The sequence below is a fragment of the Streptomyces sp. NPDC111507 genome, assembly GCF_055638955.1.
Genome location: NZ_JBVKBU010000008.1, coordinates 31,875 through 46,530, shown reverse-complemented (window position 1 = coordinate 46,530; position 14,656 = coordinate 31,875). Strand labels below are relative to the sequence as shown.

Sequence of the window (14,656 nt, the reverse complement as noted above, 5' to 3'; positions counted from 1 at the left end):
GGTGGCGGTGGTCTTGGGCCAGCCGATGTTGCCGTTCGCCGAGACGACGGTGGCCTTGGGCCAGCCGATGTCGTCGGTGGCGGAGGCGGTGGTGGCGGTGGTCTTGGGCCAGCCGATGTTGCCCTCCGCGGAGGCGGCGGTCGTGGTGCTCGCCGCCTTGGGCCAGCCGATGCCGTCCGCGGCGGTGCTGATGCCGCCCGCGGTGAGTACGGCGGAGGCGACGGCGGCGGTGGCGGCGGTGACGGCGAGGCGGGCGACGAGGTTCTTCATGACAGCTCCTCCGTGGCAATGAAGCGAATCTGCGTTGGTAACTTCTTGCCAAGAAGCTTGGCAACGCCTCCTCGGGATCTGCTCGGTATTCGCTGGAGATGGGCTGGAGGCCGGCGAGAGACGCCGTACCGCCTGCGCAGATGCCTGGCAAAGTTTGTCAAACACCCCGCTCCGCGGGTCGTGCGGAGCCGGACCCGAGGGGGTTGAACAGCGCTTTTGCGGCCCCTCCGCTAGAGCGCCGCCGGAGCCCCCGTTGTCATCACGGCCTCAGGTTAGGCAATCTATTGCCAAGCAAGTTGGCAATATTTGGCGACAGCGGGGGGAGGCCCCGGAAATGAACGCGACGCCGTCATCCACGGACCACAGGGACCACACGTACGGCACGGACCGCACGGAGCCCGCGGACCAGGAGGGCCGGACGGTCCACCTGGACACGGCGGGCTGGGGCGCCATGCCCGCCGCCGTCCGCGCACTCGTCGCCGACTGCGCGAGCCGCGAGGACCGCTACGGCCCGCACGAGCTCGAGGAGGACCTCGAGGACGTCCTGCGCACCGAGGTCCACGAGCGTCTCGGCGCGCTGCTGGGCGTACCGGCCGCCGACACCGTCGTCGTCACGGACGCCGCCGGCGCCTTCGACGCGCTGGTCTCCCGCCTCACCCCCGGCCGCGGCGAGCGCGTCTGGACGACCCCCTACGAGAGCGCCGCCCGCCTGACCTCCCTCTACGCCCTGCGCGACCGCACCCGCTGCACGGTGGAGGTCGTCCCGCTGCGCGAGGACGGCGACCTGGACCTGGAGTGGATGGCCCGGCACATCGACGACGACGTCGCGCTCGTCTCGGTCGTCCACGTCCCCTCCGGCTGCGGAATCGTCAACCCGGTCGAGGAGATCGGGCAGATCCTCGCCCCGTACCGGTGCGTGTACGCCGTCGACGCCTCCTACTCCGTCGGCCAGATCCCCGTGGATGCCGGCCGCATCGGCTGCCAGCTGCTGACGGGGGACGGCTGGCGGTTCCTGCGCGGCCCGTACGCCGTCGGGTTCGCCTTCCTGGCGCCCCGGCTGCGTGCCGCGTTCGAGGACGCCGCCGCCCACCGCCCCCTGCCGCCGAACGCGGCCGTCGCGGGCCTGAACGCCGCCCTGGCCCACCACACCGCCACCGCCACGGCCACCCCCGACGGGCCCGACGGCCCGGCCGGGCAGGGGCTCCTGCCCGCCCTGCGCGCCGCCGTCGAGGAGTGCCCCGGCACCGAACTGATCACCCCCGGCCGGGTCCAGTCCGCCATCCTCGCCTTCCGCCACCGCGACCTGCCCGCCGCGCTCGTCCGCCGCCGGCTGGCGGCCCGCGGCGTCGTCCTGTGGAAGACGGTCGCGCAGGAAACCCCGCTCCACCTGCCCCGCTCCGGCGCCACCACCGCCCTGCGCGCCTCCCTCGGCCCCGACACCACCCCCCAGGACATCGCCCGCTTCGGCCGCGTCCTGCGGGAAGTCGTCCGCGAGGAGACCGCCGGTGCGCAACGCCCCCGCCCCGCCCGCACCCTCCCTCCCGCCCCCACTCCCGCCCTCGCCTCTGCCCCGGCCCCGGTCCCGCCCGCGGGGCCCCGGCCCCGGCCGTCCGTCGCCCGCCGCCACCTGACCCTGTGCCCCACGCCCTGACCCCGGCCCGACCCCGACCCCGACCCCGCCCCCGAATCCGAATCCGAACCCGAAGGATGCGTCCGGGACGCCCGTCTGCGGACCGGCCGTGATCAAGCGCTCGGAGATAGCGCTGGATAGAATTCGGGCATGGGTGAGCGGCCCGTCCACACGGCTGCGCAGGGACCCGCTCCGGGAGTCGGTTCCGGCGGCGCGGGGGGCTGTCCCGGGGCGCTCGCACGGTGGGCCGGCGGCGGTGTGTGATGGGTGCGGCGTCGGGGGGCATGGAGCTGTACTCCGGCCGGGCCTCGGGCCTGATCGGGGCGCAGATCGCGGGCTACCGGGTGGAGCGCGAGATCGGCCGCGGGGGCATGGCCGTCGTGTACTGCGCCAAGGACCTGCGTCTGGACCGTACGGTCGCGCTGAAACTGCTCGCCCCGGAACTGGCCCGCAACGACACCTTCCGGCGCCGCTTCACGCACGAGTCGCTGGTGGCCGCCGCCATCGACCATCCGCACATCGTGCCGGTCTTCGAGGCCGGTGAGACGGACGGTGTCCTGTACATCGCCATGCGGTACGTCTCGGGGCTGGATCTGCGGGCCCTGCTCGACCGGGACGGCCCGCTGCCGGTGACGACCGCGCTGCGGATCGCCGGGCAGGTGGCGTCGGCGCTGGACGCGGCCCATGAACACGACCTGGTGCACCGGGACGTCAAGCCCGGCAACATCCTGGTGGCCCGGGGTACGGACAGTGATCATCCCGAGTACGTCTACCTCACGGATTTCGGGCTGACGAAGAAGTCGCTGTCGCTGACCGGGTTCACGACCGTCGGCGAGTTCGTCGGCACGCTCGACTACGTGGCCCCGGAGCAGATCTCGGGCCGCCCGGTGGACGGCCGGTGCGACCTGTACGGCTTCGCCTGCGTCGTCTACGAAACCCTCGCGGGCGGCCCGCCCTTCCAGCGGGACGACGACATGGCACTGCTGTGGGCGCACCAGTACGACCAGCCGCCGCCCCTGAGCGGGCAACGGCCGGGTATCCCGCCGGCGCTGGACGGCGTGCTGGCCAAGGCCCTGGCGAAGGTCCCCGAGGACCGTTACGACTCCTGCCTGGAGTTCGTGGCGGCACTGCGGGCCGCCGCGAGCGGCGCGGACACCGCTGCCGCTGTCGGCAAGGACGTGCACGCGCCGACCCAGGTGGTCCCCGCGGTCGCCGAACCCGCGCGGGCACCCGATCCGGAGCCGGTGCCGGATCCGCCGCGGTGGGCCCGGCCGGTCTTCGGCCGTACGCCCGGATAGCCGCACGCCGTACACCCGGTCGGGGCGCGCCCGTACGCCCCGGTCCGGCCCTGCCCGCTCCTGCCGGGGTGCGGGGCCGTCGGCTTGCGAGGTGTGCGGGACGGCCGCACACAATGGTGTGAAGAGGAACCGACGGCCGGAGGGTGAGGGGGCGGGCGCGGGGCCGACGGCAGGAGGTTGTGTTGCGGGTTTCCTGAGGCTGTGCCGCTGGCCTGTGTGCCGCAGGCCCCGATGCCGGGAGTGGAGCTCGTGAGCATCGAACCGTCGTCGTCCCAACCGTCGTCCGACCGTCCCAAAGGTCCTCCGTCGGGGCCGCTGGCGGGGCCTTCCCAGACGGACCGGCCCATACCCCCGGAGGCCGAGACCCGCCCCGGCGGCGGGCGGTCGGGTCCGCCGGCCGGACCGCCCGGCGGACCCGGCGGCGGGGGCCGGGGCGGCGACGAGGGCCCGCACCACCCGTGGTGGAAGTCCGCGCCCCGGGTGGCCGTGGTCGCCACCGCGATCGTGGCCGCGGTGGCCCTGATCCTCGTGTTCACCCGCTCCGACGACACCTCGAACCAGCAGCGGGGCGAGGTCTTCCTGCAGTCCGCCGGGAGCACGGGCGCGGACCCGTTCACGGAGTCGACCGCGAAGGAGAGCACCGCGCCGACGGCGACACCCTCGCTGCCCTCCACGGCCACGGCCACGGGCACGGGCACCGCGGTACGGAGCGTGAGCGGTGACGCCCCCGGCCTCTACGGCGGGACACGCAACGTCGCCAGCTGCGACGTGGAGAAGCAGATCACCGCTCTCAAGGCGGACCCGTCGAAGAACGCGGCCTTCGCCTCGGTGCTGGGCATCCAGCCCTCCGCCGTCCCCGGCTATCTGCGCACCCTCACCCCCGTACGGCTACGGGCGGACACCCGGGTCACCAACCACGGCTACCGCAACGGTTCTGCCACCAGCTATCAGGCCGTGCTGCAGGCGGGGACCGCCGTCCTGGTCGACGACCGCGGGGTACCGCGGGTGCGCTGCGCCTGCGGGAATCCGCTGACACCGCCGGCCGCGCAGCAGAGTGCCGCCCCCAGGCCGGTGGGCCAGTCGTGGTCCGGCTACCGGTCCTCGCACGTGGTCGTCGTCGCACCGGCGCCCCGCCCGGTGAAGAAGTTTGTCGTGGCGGACCAGAAGAAGGGCGAATGGTTCACCCGGAAGCAGGGCGACCACCGCGGCGAGCACGACAAGAAGACGACACCGCCCCCGCCCCCACCAAAGCCGTCCACGCCGGGCAGGGAACAGACACCCTCGAACGGCAACACCTCGCAGGGACCGGGCAACCCGTCCAAGCCGTCGGAGTCGGGCAACCCGTCGAAGCCGTCGGAGTCGGGTAAGCCGTCGGAGTCGGGCAAGTCGTCGAAGTCCTCCGAGTCGGGTAAGCCCTCCAAGCCGTCGGAGTCGGGCAACCCGTCGAAGCCGTCGGAGTCGGGTAAGCCGTCGGAGTCGGGCAAGTCGTCGAAGTCCTCCGAGTCGGGTAAGCCCTCCAAGCCGTCGGAGTCGGGTAAGCCGTCGAAGTCCTCCGAGTCGGGTAAGCCGTCGGAGTCGGGCAAGTCGTCGAAGTCCTCGAAGCCGGGTAAGCCCTCCAAGCCGTCGGAGTCGGGTAAGCCGTCGAAGTCCTCCGAGTCGGGTAAGCCGTCCAAGCCGTCGAAGTCCTCCGAGTCGGGTAAGCCCTCCAAGCCGTCGGAGTCGGGTAAGCCCTCGAAGTCCTCCGAGTCGGGCAAGCCGTCCGAGTCGGGTAGGCCGTCGAAGTCCTCGAAGCCGGGCAAGCCGTCCAAGCCGTTGGAGTCGGGCAAGTCCTCGAAGTCCTCGGAGTCGGGTAAGCCGTCGGAGTCGGGTAAGCCGTCGGAGTCGGGCAAGTCGTCGAAGTCCTCGGAGTCGGGTAAGCCCTCCAAGCCGTCCGAGTCGTCGAAGTCCGGCAAGGAGTCGTCACCGTCGAAGGACAAGTCCTCGTCGGAGTCGGGCAAGCCGTCCTCTCCGTCGTCGCAGCAGTCGGCGCCGTCGTCCAAGGAGTCCTCGAAGCCGCAGGCCCCGTCCTCCGAGCCGCCCTCCTCGCAGCCAAAGACGTCCGCGCCCCAGACCTCCGCGCCTCCGCCCCTGTCCTCGGCCCCCCTGTCCTCCGCGCCCCAGAACACGGCGCCCCAGAATTCCGGACCCCCGCCCGCCGACACAGGACGGCAGCAACAGCAACAGCCCGGCCCCGAGGGGTCCTAGCAGCGCTGGCGCACATACGCCGCACGGTGTCCCAGGACCACCGTGCGGCTTCTTTTTGCGTGCTTTACCCGACTCGTCCCGCTGGGTCAAGTCACGACTCCTCGGAACGTGACCGTGCGGTGCCCGTGGGGCCTACTTGAAGTGCGGGCCTCGCCGGAAAGGAAATCCGGAAAATAAATGAGGCAGGACGGTAGGACGGAAATCTTCGGCAGAGGGTTTTCTCTTTCACCGAAACCGCGAATTATCCCGGTGTGGCGGTCCCGGTAAAACGGTCCGCCGGCTGTCGTCCCGAATTTCCGGGGCGGGCAGAAGAGTCCCCTTAATCGGTAGGAGAAAACCCATGACCCGTATTTTTCACACCCACAGCGATGTCCGTTCCAAGCGCCGGGGCTTCCGCCTCGCGACACTCGCCGCCTCGGCCGCGGTGATCACCGGGGGCATCGTCCTTCCGGCGTCCGCCGCGATGGCCGCCCCGATGCCTGCCGCGCATGTCGTGAGCTTCGTCCACGGCGGTGGCGCAGGCGGTGACGGCGGTGCCGGAGGCGGCGGCTTCGTCGGCGGCGGCGGTGGCTCCGGTGGCTCCGGCGGCGGCAGCGTCCTGGGCGTCGGCGGCGACGGAGGCAAGGGCGGCAACGGCGGCGACGGCATCCTGTCCGGCGGCGGTGGCGGCGGCGGTGGTGGCGGCGGCGACGGTGTCATCGGCGGCAACGGAGGCAAGGGCGGCGACGGTGGCACCGGCCTGTTCGGCGGCAGCGCCGGCTCCGGCGGCTCCGGCGGCGACGGCATCCTCAAGGGCGGCAACGGAGGCAAGGGCGGCAACGGCGGCTTCGGTGTCTTCCAGGGCGGCAGCGGCGGCAAGGGCGGCGCGGGCGGGCTGGGCGTCCTCTTCGGCGGCCTGGGCGGCGGCGGTGGCGCCGGCGGCGGCAGCATCTTCTGACCGTTTCGCCCCGCGCGGGGCGGAGGCCCGCACGGCCTCCGCCCCACCCGGAGCCCTCACCCCCCGCACCCCCTCACTCCCGCACCCCCTCACTCCCGCACCCCCATTGACCAGGACGCGGAGCCGGACGGCCGGCGCTGCGCCCGCAGAACCACAACTTCGCTCAAGGAAAACGGAGAACCCCCATGTCCAGAACTCGCTGGCAGCGTCCGCTCGTCCTGGCGGTGGTCTCGGTGGCCCTCGCCACCGGCACCGCGTGCGCAGCCCAGGCGGCGCCGGGTGTGACCACAGGCACCAGCCAGATGGCCCCGGCCGACCCGTCCCACTGCGGCCATGGCGGGAAGGGCGGGGAAGGCGGCAAGGGAGGGGAAGGCGGCAAGGGCGGTGAGCCCGGTCAGCCGGGGGAGCCCGGCAAGCCCGGCCAGTTCGGCTGCTTCAAGTTCGACGACCTGCCCGACAAGCCCAAGTCGGAGCTCACGGGCGTGGACAAGATACGGATCGTGCTGACCGTGGAGTCCGGGCAGGCGAAGAAGGCCGACGTCGCCAAGAAGTACAAGATCTCCGAGAAGGAGTTCGACACCTGGGACAAGCAGTTCCGCGACGGGGACTGGGCCGCGCTGATGGGTTTGAATTCCCTCTTCGGCTCCTGAGGAACTTTCTCTGACGCCCCGGCCCGGTGCGGGCCGGGGCGTTCCTGTCAAGCCCCGAATTCACGGGCCGTGACGACGAGGCCCTTGATCGGGTTTATTCGATACAGCGGAAACCGCGGTACGGAAAATAATTCTTTGGGAAGAGGAATGTCATGCGTATGCGTTCTTGGAAGGTCCGTCTCGGTCTCACGGTCTCGACCGCCCTGACCGCCGGTGTGGCGGCTGGCGCGCTGGCGCCGGCCGCGATGGCCGCGCCGGTGCCGCAGAGCCATACGGCGGTGGTGGCCGCCGCCCGGCAGCTCCCCGCCGACGGCGCCCAGCCGGGCGGCGGCCAGTTCACCAGCGGCCAGTTCGGCAGTGGCCAGTTCGGCACCATCAAGGTGGGCGACGGCAACGTGCGGATCGGCGACCAGGTGTGTGCGGGCAACTGCAACGGGACCGTCAACGGGAGCAACGGCGGCGAGGGCGGGATCTGCGCCGGGCTGTGCAACGGCAGCGCCAACGGCGGCACCGGCACGACCGGCGCGCCGGGCCGCGAGGGCGGTATCGGCGGCAAGGGCGGGATCTGCGCCGGGATCTGCGGCGGCAGCGCCAACGGCGGCACCGGCGGCACGGGCGGAGCCGCGGTGGGCACCGGTGACGGCGGCCGCGGCGGCAAGGGCGGCACCGGCGGGATCTGCCTCGGGCTCGGCTGTGAGAGCGGCGGCACGGGCGGCCGCGGCGGCACCGGCGGCGCCGGCTGACGTTTCTCCTCCGCTTGCGCCGGTCTTCGCATCGCGCTCGAGCGGGCCCGTTGCCCCGGAACTCCTGTTGACGGCCCTTCCGCGGCATTCCCCGCGCAACCTCAGTCGAAGGCGTGATCGCGGCTGGTCTGCAGGCGGGGCGGACCGCCTCGTCCTCGGCATGCACGCCAAAGGAGCCACCCTTCGGTGACTCCTCCCCCCCCCCGGATAAATCCGGGGGGCTTCTCCTGTCGTGGCTAGGCCGCGGCGGGAAGGACCAGCCTGGCCCTAATGGCGATGTTGAGTGCGCCGACGTGGTCGGCGTTGGCGGTGTGTCCGTGGAGCTGATCCCGTCGCAGACGGCGGCGCCGGGTGTTCGCCGGCCTCACCGGCCGGTCCCGCAGCGCGGGCGGCCCCGTGTCGTGGTCGAGTGGATTCATGGGCGGGGTGAGGACCGTGACGTCGGGGCGGTAGGGAGCGCGCGTGGTGAGGGAGCGGATCGACTACCGGGCGCTGTTCGCCGCCACCCCCAGCCCGTATCTGGTGCTGGGCCGCGACCTGGTGATCGTGGACGTCAACCGGGCCTACCTCCTGGCGACCGGCCGCCCCCGGACGGAACTGATCGGGCGGTACCTGTTCGACGCCTTCCCCGACAATCCCGCGGACCCGGTCGCCGACGGGGTGCGGAATCTGAACGCCTCCCTGCACTGGGTGCTGCGCTCGAAGGAACCGGACACCATGGCGGTGCAGAAGTACGACATCCCCGTCGCCGACCGTCCGGGCGAGTTCGAGGAGCGCTGGTGGTCGCCGATCAACACCCCGGTGCTCGGGCCGGACGGACAGGTGCAGTGGATCATCCACCGGGTGGAGGACGTGACCGAGTTCGTCCTGTCCCGCCCCCAGCGCGCGCAGAGAATCAGCGTGCTGGGCGAGCGGGAGGCGATGGAGGCCGAGCTGTATGCGCGGGCGCGCGAACTGCAGCAGCTGAACGAGGAACTGCGCAAGGCACACGCCCGGGAACGCCAGATCGCCGTCACCCTGCAGGAGGCCATGCTGCAGTCGCCCGACCTGGCGGGCCACCAGGACATCGCGGTGCGCTACCTGCCCGCCGCCGGGTCCCTGAACGTGTGCGGCGACTGGTACGACGTCGTCGACCTGCCCGGCGGCTTCGCCGTGGCCGTCGGTGACGTCGTCGGGCACGGCCTGGAGGCCGCCGCGACGATGGGCATGCTCCGCAGCGCCCTGTCCGCGGCGGTCCGCGCCCTGCACGAGCCGGCCAGAGCGCTGGAGGTGCTGGGCCTGTATGCCCGCTCGGTGGAAGGGGCGCTGGCCACCACCGCGGTCGAGGTCGTCATCGACAACCGGGGCCACCGCATCCGCTACAGCAGCGCGGGCCATTTCCCGCCCGTTCTGGTGCACCCCGGCGGCTCCTTCGACCTGCTCGACCAGGCCACCGACCCCCCGCTGGGCGCCCGCCCCCGCCATATGTCCCGCCCCCAGGCCGAACTGCCCTACACCCCGGGAGACACCCTCGTGCTCTACACCGACGGGCTGGTCGAACGCCGCGGGGAGGACATCGACGTCGGCCTGCACCGGCTCACCGACACCCTCACCCGCCACACCCGTCTTGCTCCCGAACGCCTGGCCGACACGCTGCTCGCCCGTCTCGGTGTCAGCAGCGGCGGACGCGACGACGTCGCCCTGGTCGTCGTGCGCCTTTAGCGGCCGCGGCCCCGTGCGGGCGGCGGTCAGCCGGGGGAGAGGGACTGCTCGGCCCAGACGGTCTTGCCGGTGAGAGCGTGCCGGGTGCCCCAGCGCCGGGCGAGCTGGCCGACCAGCAGCAGGCCCCGCCCGCCCTCGTCGAAGGTCCGGGCGCGCCGCATGTGCGGGGCGGTGCTGCTGGAGTCGAAGACCTCGCAGGTCAGCGTGGAGTCCTCGTGGATCAGCCGCAGCTGGATGGGCGGCCGGCCGTAGCGGATGGCGTTGGTGACCAGTTCACTGACCGTCAGTTCGGTGATGAAGGCGGCGTCGTCCAGCCCCCAGGCGGTCAGCTGCTCGGTGGCGTGCTTGCGTGCCCGGGCGACGACGGCCGGGTCGGAGGCCAGGTCCCAGGCGGCGACCCGGTCGGCGTGCAGGGCCCGGGTGCGGGCGACGAGCAGGGCGATGTCGTCGTCGGGACGGTGGGTCAGCATGGCGGTGAGGACTCTGTCGCAGACCGTGTCGAGGGTCTTCGCGGGGCGGGCGAGGGCGGCGAACATCTTGTCCAGCGCCTCGTCGATGTCGTGGTCACGGGCGGCGAGCAGCCCGTCGGTGTAGAGGGCCAGGAGGCTGCCCTCGGGCAGTTCGGTCTCGAAGGTCTCGAACGGCAGGCCGCCCAGGCCCAGCGGCGGGCCGGCCGGGACGTCGAGGAAGCGCACGGCGCCGTCCGGGGTGACCGCGGCGGGCGGCGGGTGGCCGGCCCGGGCCAGGGCGCAGCGGCGCGAGACCGGGTCGTAGACCGCGTACAGACAGGTGGTGCCGATGCCCCCGGCACTCTCGGCGGCACCGTCCGCGTGGCCCTCGTCGGCGGACAGGTGCAGGACGAGGTCGTCGAGGTGGGTGAGCAGTTCGTCGGGCGGCAGGTCGACGTCGGCCAGGGTGCGCACCGCGGTGCGCAGCCGGCCCATGGTGGCGGAGGCGCGGATGCCGTGCCCGACCACGTCGCCCACGACCAGGGCCACCCGCGCACCGGACAGCGGGATGACGTCGAACCAGTCGCCGCCCACACCGGCCCGGGTGCCGGCGGGCAGATAGCGGGTGGCGATGTCCAGGGCCCCCTGGTCGGGCAGCGTCTGCGGGAGCAGGCTGCGCTGCAGGGTCATGGTGCTGGTGTGCTCCCGGCTGTCGCGGCGGGTGGTGTGGATGCTGACGGCCGCCTTGGCGGTGAGTTCCTCCGCCAGCCACAGGTCGTCCGCCTCGAAGGGCTCCGCGCGCCGGTGCCGGCCGAAGAGGGCCACGCCGAGCGTGGCGCCGTGGGCCCGCATCGGCACCACCATCACCGAGTGCGTTCCGCTGCCCAGGAGCCGGGCGGCCCCCGGGTCCTGCCGCGCCCACCGCAGGAGGTCGGGATCGGCCGCGTCGTACAGGGCGCCGTGGCCCTGGGCCAGGCACCGGGCCACCGGTGACAGGTCCGGGTAGAGGATCTTTGTGCCCGCCGCGGAGGCGGTGGGGCCGTCCTCGAGGACCGAGCGCCCCGCGCTACGGGTCGCGGCGAGGGGCCTGGCCGGGGCGGCGGGGGAGGGCTCGCCACCGTGCCGGGGGGCGTCCAGCAGATCGACGGCGGCGAAGTCCGCGAGCCGGGGGACGGCGATGTCGGCCAGTTCCTGCGCGGTGCGCCCGCTGTCCGCGGTGGTGCCGATGCGGGCCGAGGCCTCGCTCAGCAGGAGCATCCGCTGCCGGGCGAGATGCTCCTGGAGCCGCTGGTGCGCCGCCAGGCACACCGCGCGCACGCGCCCGGCGGGGTCCTCCAGCGGGACGAGGGAGGTCGACCAGCCGTCGTCCGCCCCGCTGCCCGCGGGGCCTGCGCCCGCCCGCAGATGCTGCGGGCCGCCGCCCTCCAGCACCCGGCGCATCTTCGCCTCGGTCTCGTCGCTCACCGGATGCGGCACGATCTCCGGCAGACGCAGCCCCCGCATCTGCTCCTCGGTGAGTGACAGCACCTGCTCCATACCGGCGTTGGCCCGCACCAGCCGCAGGTCCGCGTCGAAGACGGCCAGGACACAGGGCGCCTGGCGAAACGCCCATTCCCCCAGCCGACCACTCCCGGCTGCCTCGCCCCCGGGCGCCTCGCTTCTGGGCGTCCCGCTTCCGGCTGCCTCGTTCCCGGGCGTCCCGCCCCCGGCTGTTTCTCCTTCGGGCGTGCCGGCGGGCGTTTGTCCCTCGGGTGTGCCGGTCACGGCGGACACCACGAACCACTCGGTGACGGGGCCGTCCGCCGTACGGCGGTGCGCCAGCAGTTCCCGCAGCAGCCGGCGGCCGTCGCGGTGCCGCAGTGCCACGGTCCCGCTCCACCGCTCCCGTCCGGCCGCCTCCCGCAGCACCGCCGTGCCGGCGTCGTCGGCGAGCAGACGGGCGGCGGGCTGTCCCACGACCTCCGAGGGCGGGTAGCCGAGCAACTGCCGGGCGCCTTCGCTCCACTCCGTCACGATGCCCCGCGCGTCGACGGCGGCGGTGGCCGTGGGAGGGGGGGTGGGAGGGGCCGTGCGGGCCGGACCGGGGGAGGCGTCCGACTCGTGTGGCCGCTCACCAGGATGGGTGGGAAGTCGCTCCATCGCCGCTCATCTCGCCCTTCGGGAACCTGCACGGCCGGGGGCTCTCCTGACAAGCATGATCCCGGGGGGCACGGAGCACCAACCCGGCGCCGTCACCGGGGGCGCGGCCCGCCGCCCCGTCCGTGACCGCGCCGCGGCAAACCCGCGGGGGATCGCCTGTGACAGGCCTGTGACAGTCGGCGGACACCGTCATGAAGTCCCCCGGCCACTCTTTATGTAAAGCGGACAAAAAGCCTTATTCGGTCATATGTCCCCTGCTTTCAAGGGTGTGAGCAGCGACGACCGAGCCGACACGTCGGAGGAAATCCCATGAGCCTCACACTCGCCACGTCGCACGCCGAAGCCCCCGTCCCCGCGCTGGCCCCCCGCGAGCAGGAGACGCTGCGACATATCGCCGCAGGACGCACCTACCTGCAGACGGCCCGCCACATGGGGCTTTCCAAGCACACCGTCGACGCCTACCTCCGCCGTATCCGGGCCAAGCTCAACATCAACAGCACCGCCGAACTCACCCGGCTGGCCATCTCCATGGGCCTTTGACCACCACGCTCCCCGAGACCGTGACTACCACGCTCCCCGCGACCGCGATGTGAGCGCCGCGCCGCGCCGCCGCTGCTCACCGGCCCGGGCCGAACCCCCCTCGGCCCGGCCCCGTCAGCAGCGGCACCCCGGCGCCGTCCCCGCGCCGCCCCGGTGTGCCGGAAGACCGTGCCCGGCCACGTCTCACATGCCCGGCCTGGACCGGCCCGCTCGTGCGGCCTGGGACAGGGCGACCCCCGCAAACGCCACGAAGGCGACGCCGCACCCGAGCAGGCCGGTCCGCTCGGGTGCGAGGAGGTCGGCCTCGCTGTCGGAGTAGGTGCAGGTGAGGGAGGGCGGGAAGGCCGTTCTTTCGATGTCCAGTACGTCGATCCGGATCAGCTTGGTTTCCGGCGGGACCGTCTTGTCGTGCAGGCACTCGTCGTAGAGCTCGGTCCGTGAGAGTTCCATCGCGGGGCCGACACCGGTCACCCAGATCATGGCGGCCACCAGCGGCGACCAGATCGCACCGGCCCGCACCCAGCGCGAGGCCCGCGACCTCCGCCCGATCAGGATGACGGAGAGGGCCACGACCAGAATCCCGGTGCCCCCCCACATGACCCACGTGCCCAGGACCGTGGGGTGCGACGGTCCATGGGCCCCCGAGTCGCTCCAGTAGCAGGTGACGTCGGGCGGGAAGGCGTCCACGCGCACGCGCACCAGCGGGAAGTCGTTGTCGAGGGTCTTCTGGCCGCACACCTGCACGGGATCGGCGAAGGCCAGCCCGTACGCCACGGCCCCCGCGTATCCGAGCACCGCCACACCCGCGCCGATGACGGCCCAGCGGGCCTGCCGGGACGGACGGCGCCGGGCCGTCCAAAGGAGGTATGCAACGGATCCGGCCGCGAGCAGGAAGAGGCTGACCAGCGGCACGGCGTAGAACACCAGCATGCTCACGGCCTCCGCGCGCGCTCGTCCGCGGGCCGGGCGGATGCGGACCGGGCGGACACGGACCGGGCGTATACGGCCAGGGCCACTGCGCTGACCGTGAGGCCGGCCAGCGCCGGGTTCACGTATCCGGGGACCTCCCGGTCGTAGGTGGTCCCGTCGCTTCGATGGCACACGAACCGGACCGGTACCCACCAGACGTGGTAGTCGTCGATCCAGTAGTCGCGTTCCTGCACGCCCGTGCGGCACGGCCGGATGGGCGACGAGTTTGCCCCGCCGTCCTCCGCGTCCAGCGCCGCGCCCGCGACGTACAGCATTCCCCAGGCGTACATCACGGCCGCGCCCGCCGCGATGACGTACGCGAGACCGCGGAGCGAGCGCGCGAGCCCGCCTCTCCAGACACAGGCCAGTCCCCGGCCCAGGAACACCACGCCGGAGACGACCGCGACCAGGACGACCAGCAGGCAGAGCAGGAAAGTCACTTCATCTCCCCCCGGCCCTCGTCCTCGAGACGTATGTGACCTCGCACCACGTGATCCCCTCCCGTCACGGTTCCCCCGGGGCGGGGACGATCAAGGGAGGGCGGGCGGTTGCACCGGGCCCGACCCAACGGCCGGCAGCCGGCACCGGGCCGCCCGCCGAGGGAACGGCCTGGGCATCTTCGACGTCCAGGGCTGGATCGGGCACAACGGCTCCCTGCCCGGCTACGAATCCCTGACGGTCTATCTCCCCGCGGCGCAGGCGACCCTCGTCGTCCTGCTGAACACCGACATCGACCACAACGGCGCGGAGCCCAGCACCCTCTTCGGCGAGGCGATCACGAAGATCGTCTCCCCGGGCCACGTCTTCAACCTCCCCGCCCAGCCAGCGGCCCGCTGACCACGCCCGCGAGGCGGCGCCGGCGTGCGGGGGAGAGGAGCGCGTACCGCCGCAGCCCCCGCTCCGCAGGCCCACGGGTGCGACAACTCGCCAGGGCCTGTCCGGCGGATCATGCCGGAGACGCGGGGTCTGGCACGCACCTCTGCGGCGTTGTCGTCACTGGCCGACGCTCCGCGTCGACTCCCTCCTCCGCCTTGCAGCCGCACGCACCAGACCCCGCTCACCTGCGCCGATGAGGCGCCGTTACTT

Annotated in this window: 11 protein-coding genes and 3 pseudogenes; 9 read left to right on the top strand and 5 right to left on the bottom strand. The window is 72.8% G+C overall.

Features of this window, described 5'->3' with window-relative positions:
* Positions 1–270: pseudogene (locus tag ACZ7M2_RS29610) on the bottom strand (hypothetical protein); the annotation flags it as partial.
* 334 nt (positions 271–604) lie between these two features.
* On the opposite strand from ACZ7M2_RS29610, the gene ACZ7M2_RS29605 reads away from it, so the two are divergent.
* From ACZ7M2_RS29605 to ACZ7M2_RS29580, 6 genes and pseudogenes are all read left to right on the top strand, one after another.
* Entirely contained in the window at positions 605–1,921 is a 1,317-nt protein-coding gene (locus ACZ7M2_RS29605) for an aminotransferase class V-fold PLP-dependent enzyme (protein ID WP_471597870.1), read from the top strand.
* A 263-nt stretch (positions 1,922–2,184) separates the two neighbouring features.
* Positions 2,185–3,198, top strand: coding sequence for a serine/threonine-protein kinase (locus tag ACZ7M2_RS29600; protein ID WP_471597869.1), 1,014 nt, complete (start codon positions 2,185–2,187; stop codon positions 3,196–3,198).
* Between the two features lie 249 nt (positions 3,199–3,447).
* Positions 3,448–4,722, top strand: a pseudogene (locus ACZ7M2_RS29595) (DUF6777 domain-containing protein); the annotation flags it as partial.
* Between the two features lie 1,060 nt (positions 4,723–5,782).
* The gene (locus tag ACZ7M2_RS29590; RefSeq protein ID WP_471597868.1) at positions 5,783–6,379 is read left to right on the top strand and encodes a hypothetical protein; all 597 of its coding nucleotides are present in this window, start codon (positions 5,783–5,785) and stop codon (positions 6,377–6,379) included.
* A 185-nt stretch (positions 6,380–6,564) separates the two neighbouring features.
* On the top strand, positions 6,565–7,029 hold the full coding sequence (locus ACZ7M2_RS29585) for a DUF1153 domain-containing protein (protein WP_471597867.1): 465 nt from the start codon (positions 6,565–6,567) through the stop codon (positions 7,027–7,029).
* Positions 7,030–7,181: 152 nt separating this feature from the next.
* Complete coding sequence (locus tag ACZ7M2_RS29580) at positions 7,182–7,772, top strand: hypothetical protein (protein WP_471597866.1); 591 nt, start codon at positions 7,182–7,184, stop codon at positions 7,770–7,772.
* A gap of 236 nt (positions 7,773–8,008) precedes the next feature.
* Here the strand turns inward: ACZ7M2_RS29580 and ACZ7M2_RS29575 are convergent, their stop codons facing one another.
* Entirely contained in the window at positions 8,009–8,191 is a 183-nt protein-coding gene (locus ACZ7M2_RS29575; protein ID WP_471597865.1) for a hypothetical protein, read from the bottom strand.
* A gap of 46 nt (positions 8,192–8,237) precedes the next feature.
* On the opposite strand from ACZ7M2_RS29575, the gene ACZ7M2_RS29570 reads away from it, so the two are divergent.
* Positions 8,238–9,473, top strand: a complete 1,236-nt coding sequence (locus ACZ7M2_RS29570; RefSeq protein ID WP_471597864.1) for a PP2C family protein-serine/threonine phosphatase — start codon at positions 8,238–8,240, stop codon at positions 9,471–9,473.
* A 26-nt stretch (positions 9,474–9,499) separates the two neighbouring features.
* On the opposite strand, the gene ACZ7M2_RS29565 is transcribed toward ACZ7M2_RS29570, so the two are convergent.
* A complete protein-coding gene (locus ACZ7M2_RS29565; RefSeq protein ID WP_471597863.1) occupies positions 9,500–12,061 on the bottom strand; it encodes a SpoIIE family protein phosphatase in 2,562 nt (853 codons plus the stop codon).
* A 309-nt stretch (positions 12,062–12,370) separates the two neighbouring features.
* Here ACZ7M2_RS29565 and ACZ7M2_RS29560 point away from each other — a divergent pair, with 309 nt between their 5' ends.
* On the top strand, positions 12,371–12,601 hold the full coding sequence (locus tag ACZ7M2_RS29560) for a response regulator transcription factor (RefSeq protein WP_470059153.1): 231 nt from the start codon (positions 12,371–12,373) through the stop codon (positions 12,599–12,601).
* 183 nt (positions 12,602–12,784) lie between these two features.
* On the opposite strand, the gene ACZ7M2_RS29555 is transcribed toward ACZ7M2_RS29560, so the two are convergent.
* Together ACZ7M2_RS29555 and ACZ7M2_RS29550 are read right to left on the bottom strand one after the other, a co-directional pair.
* Entirely contained in the window at positions 12,785–13,531 is a 747-nt protein-coding gene (locus ACZ7M2_RS29555; protein ID WP_471598159.1) for a hypothetical protein, read from the bottom strand.
* Between the two features lie 2 nt (positions 13,532–13,533).
* On the bottom strand, positions 13,534–14,010 hold the full coding sequence (locus ACZ7M2_RS29550; RefSeq protein WP_471598170.1) for a hypothetical protein: 477 nt from the start codon (positions 14,008–14,010) through the stop codon (positions 13,534–13,536).
* A gap of 160 nt (positions 14,011–14,170) precedes the next feature.
* On the opposite strand from ACZ7M2_RS29550, the pseudogene ACZ7M2_RS29545 reads away from it, so the two are divergent.
* Positions 14,171–14,407, top strand: a pseudogene (locus ACZ7M2_RS29545) (serine hydrolase); the annotation flags it as partial.
* Positions 14,408–14,656 lie beyond the last annotated feature (249 nt).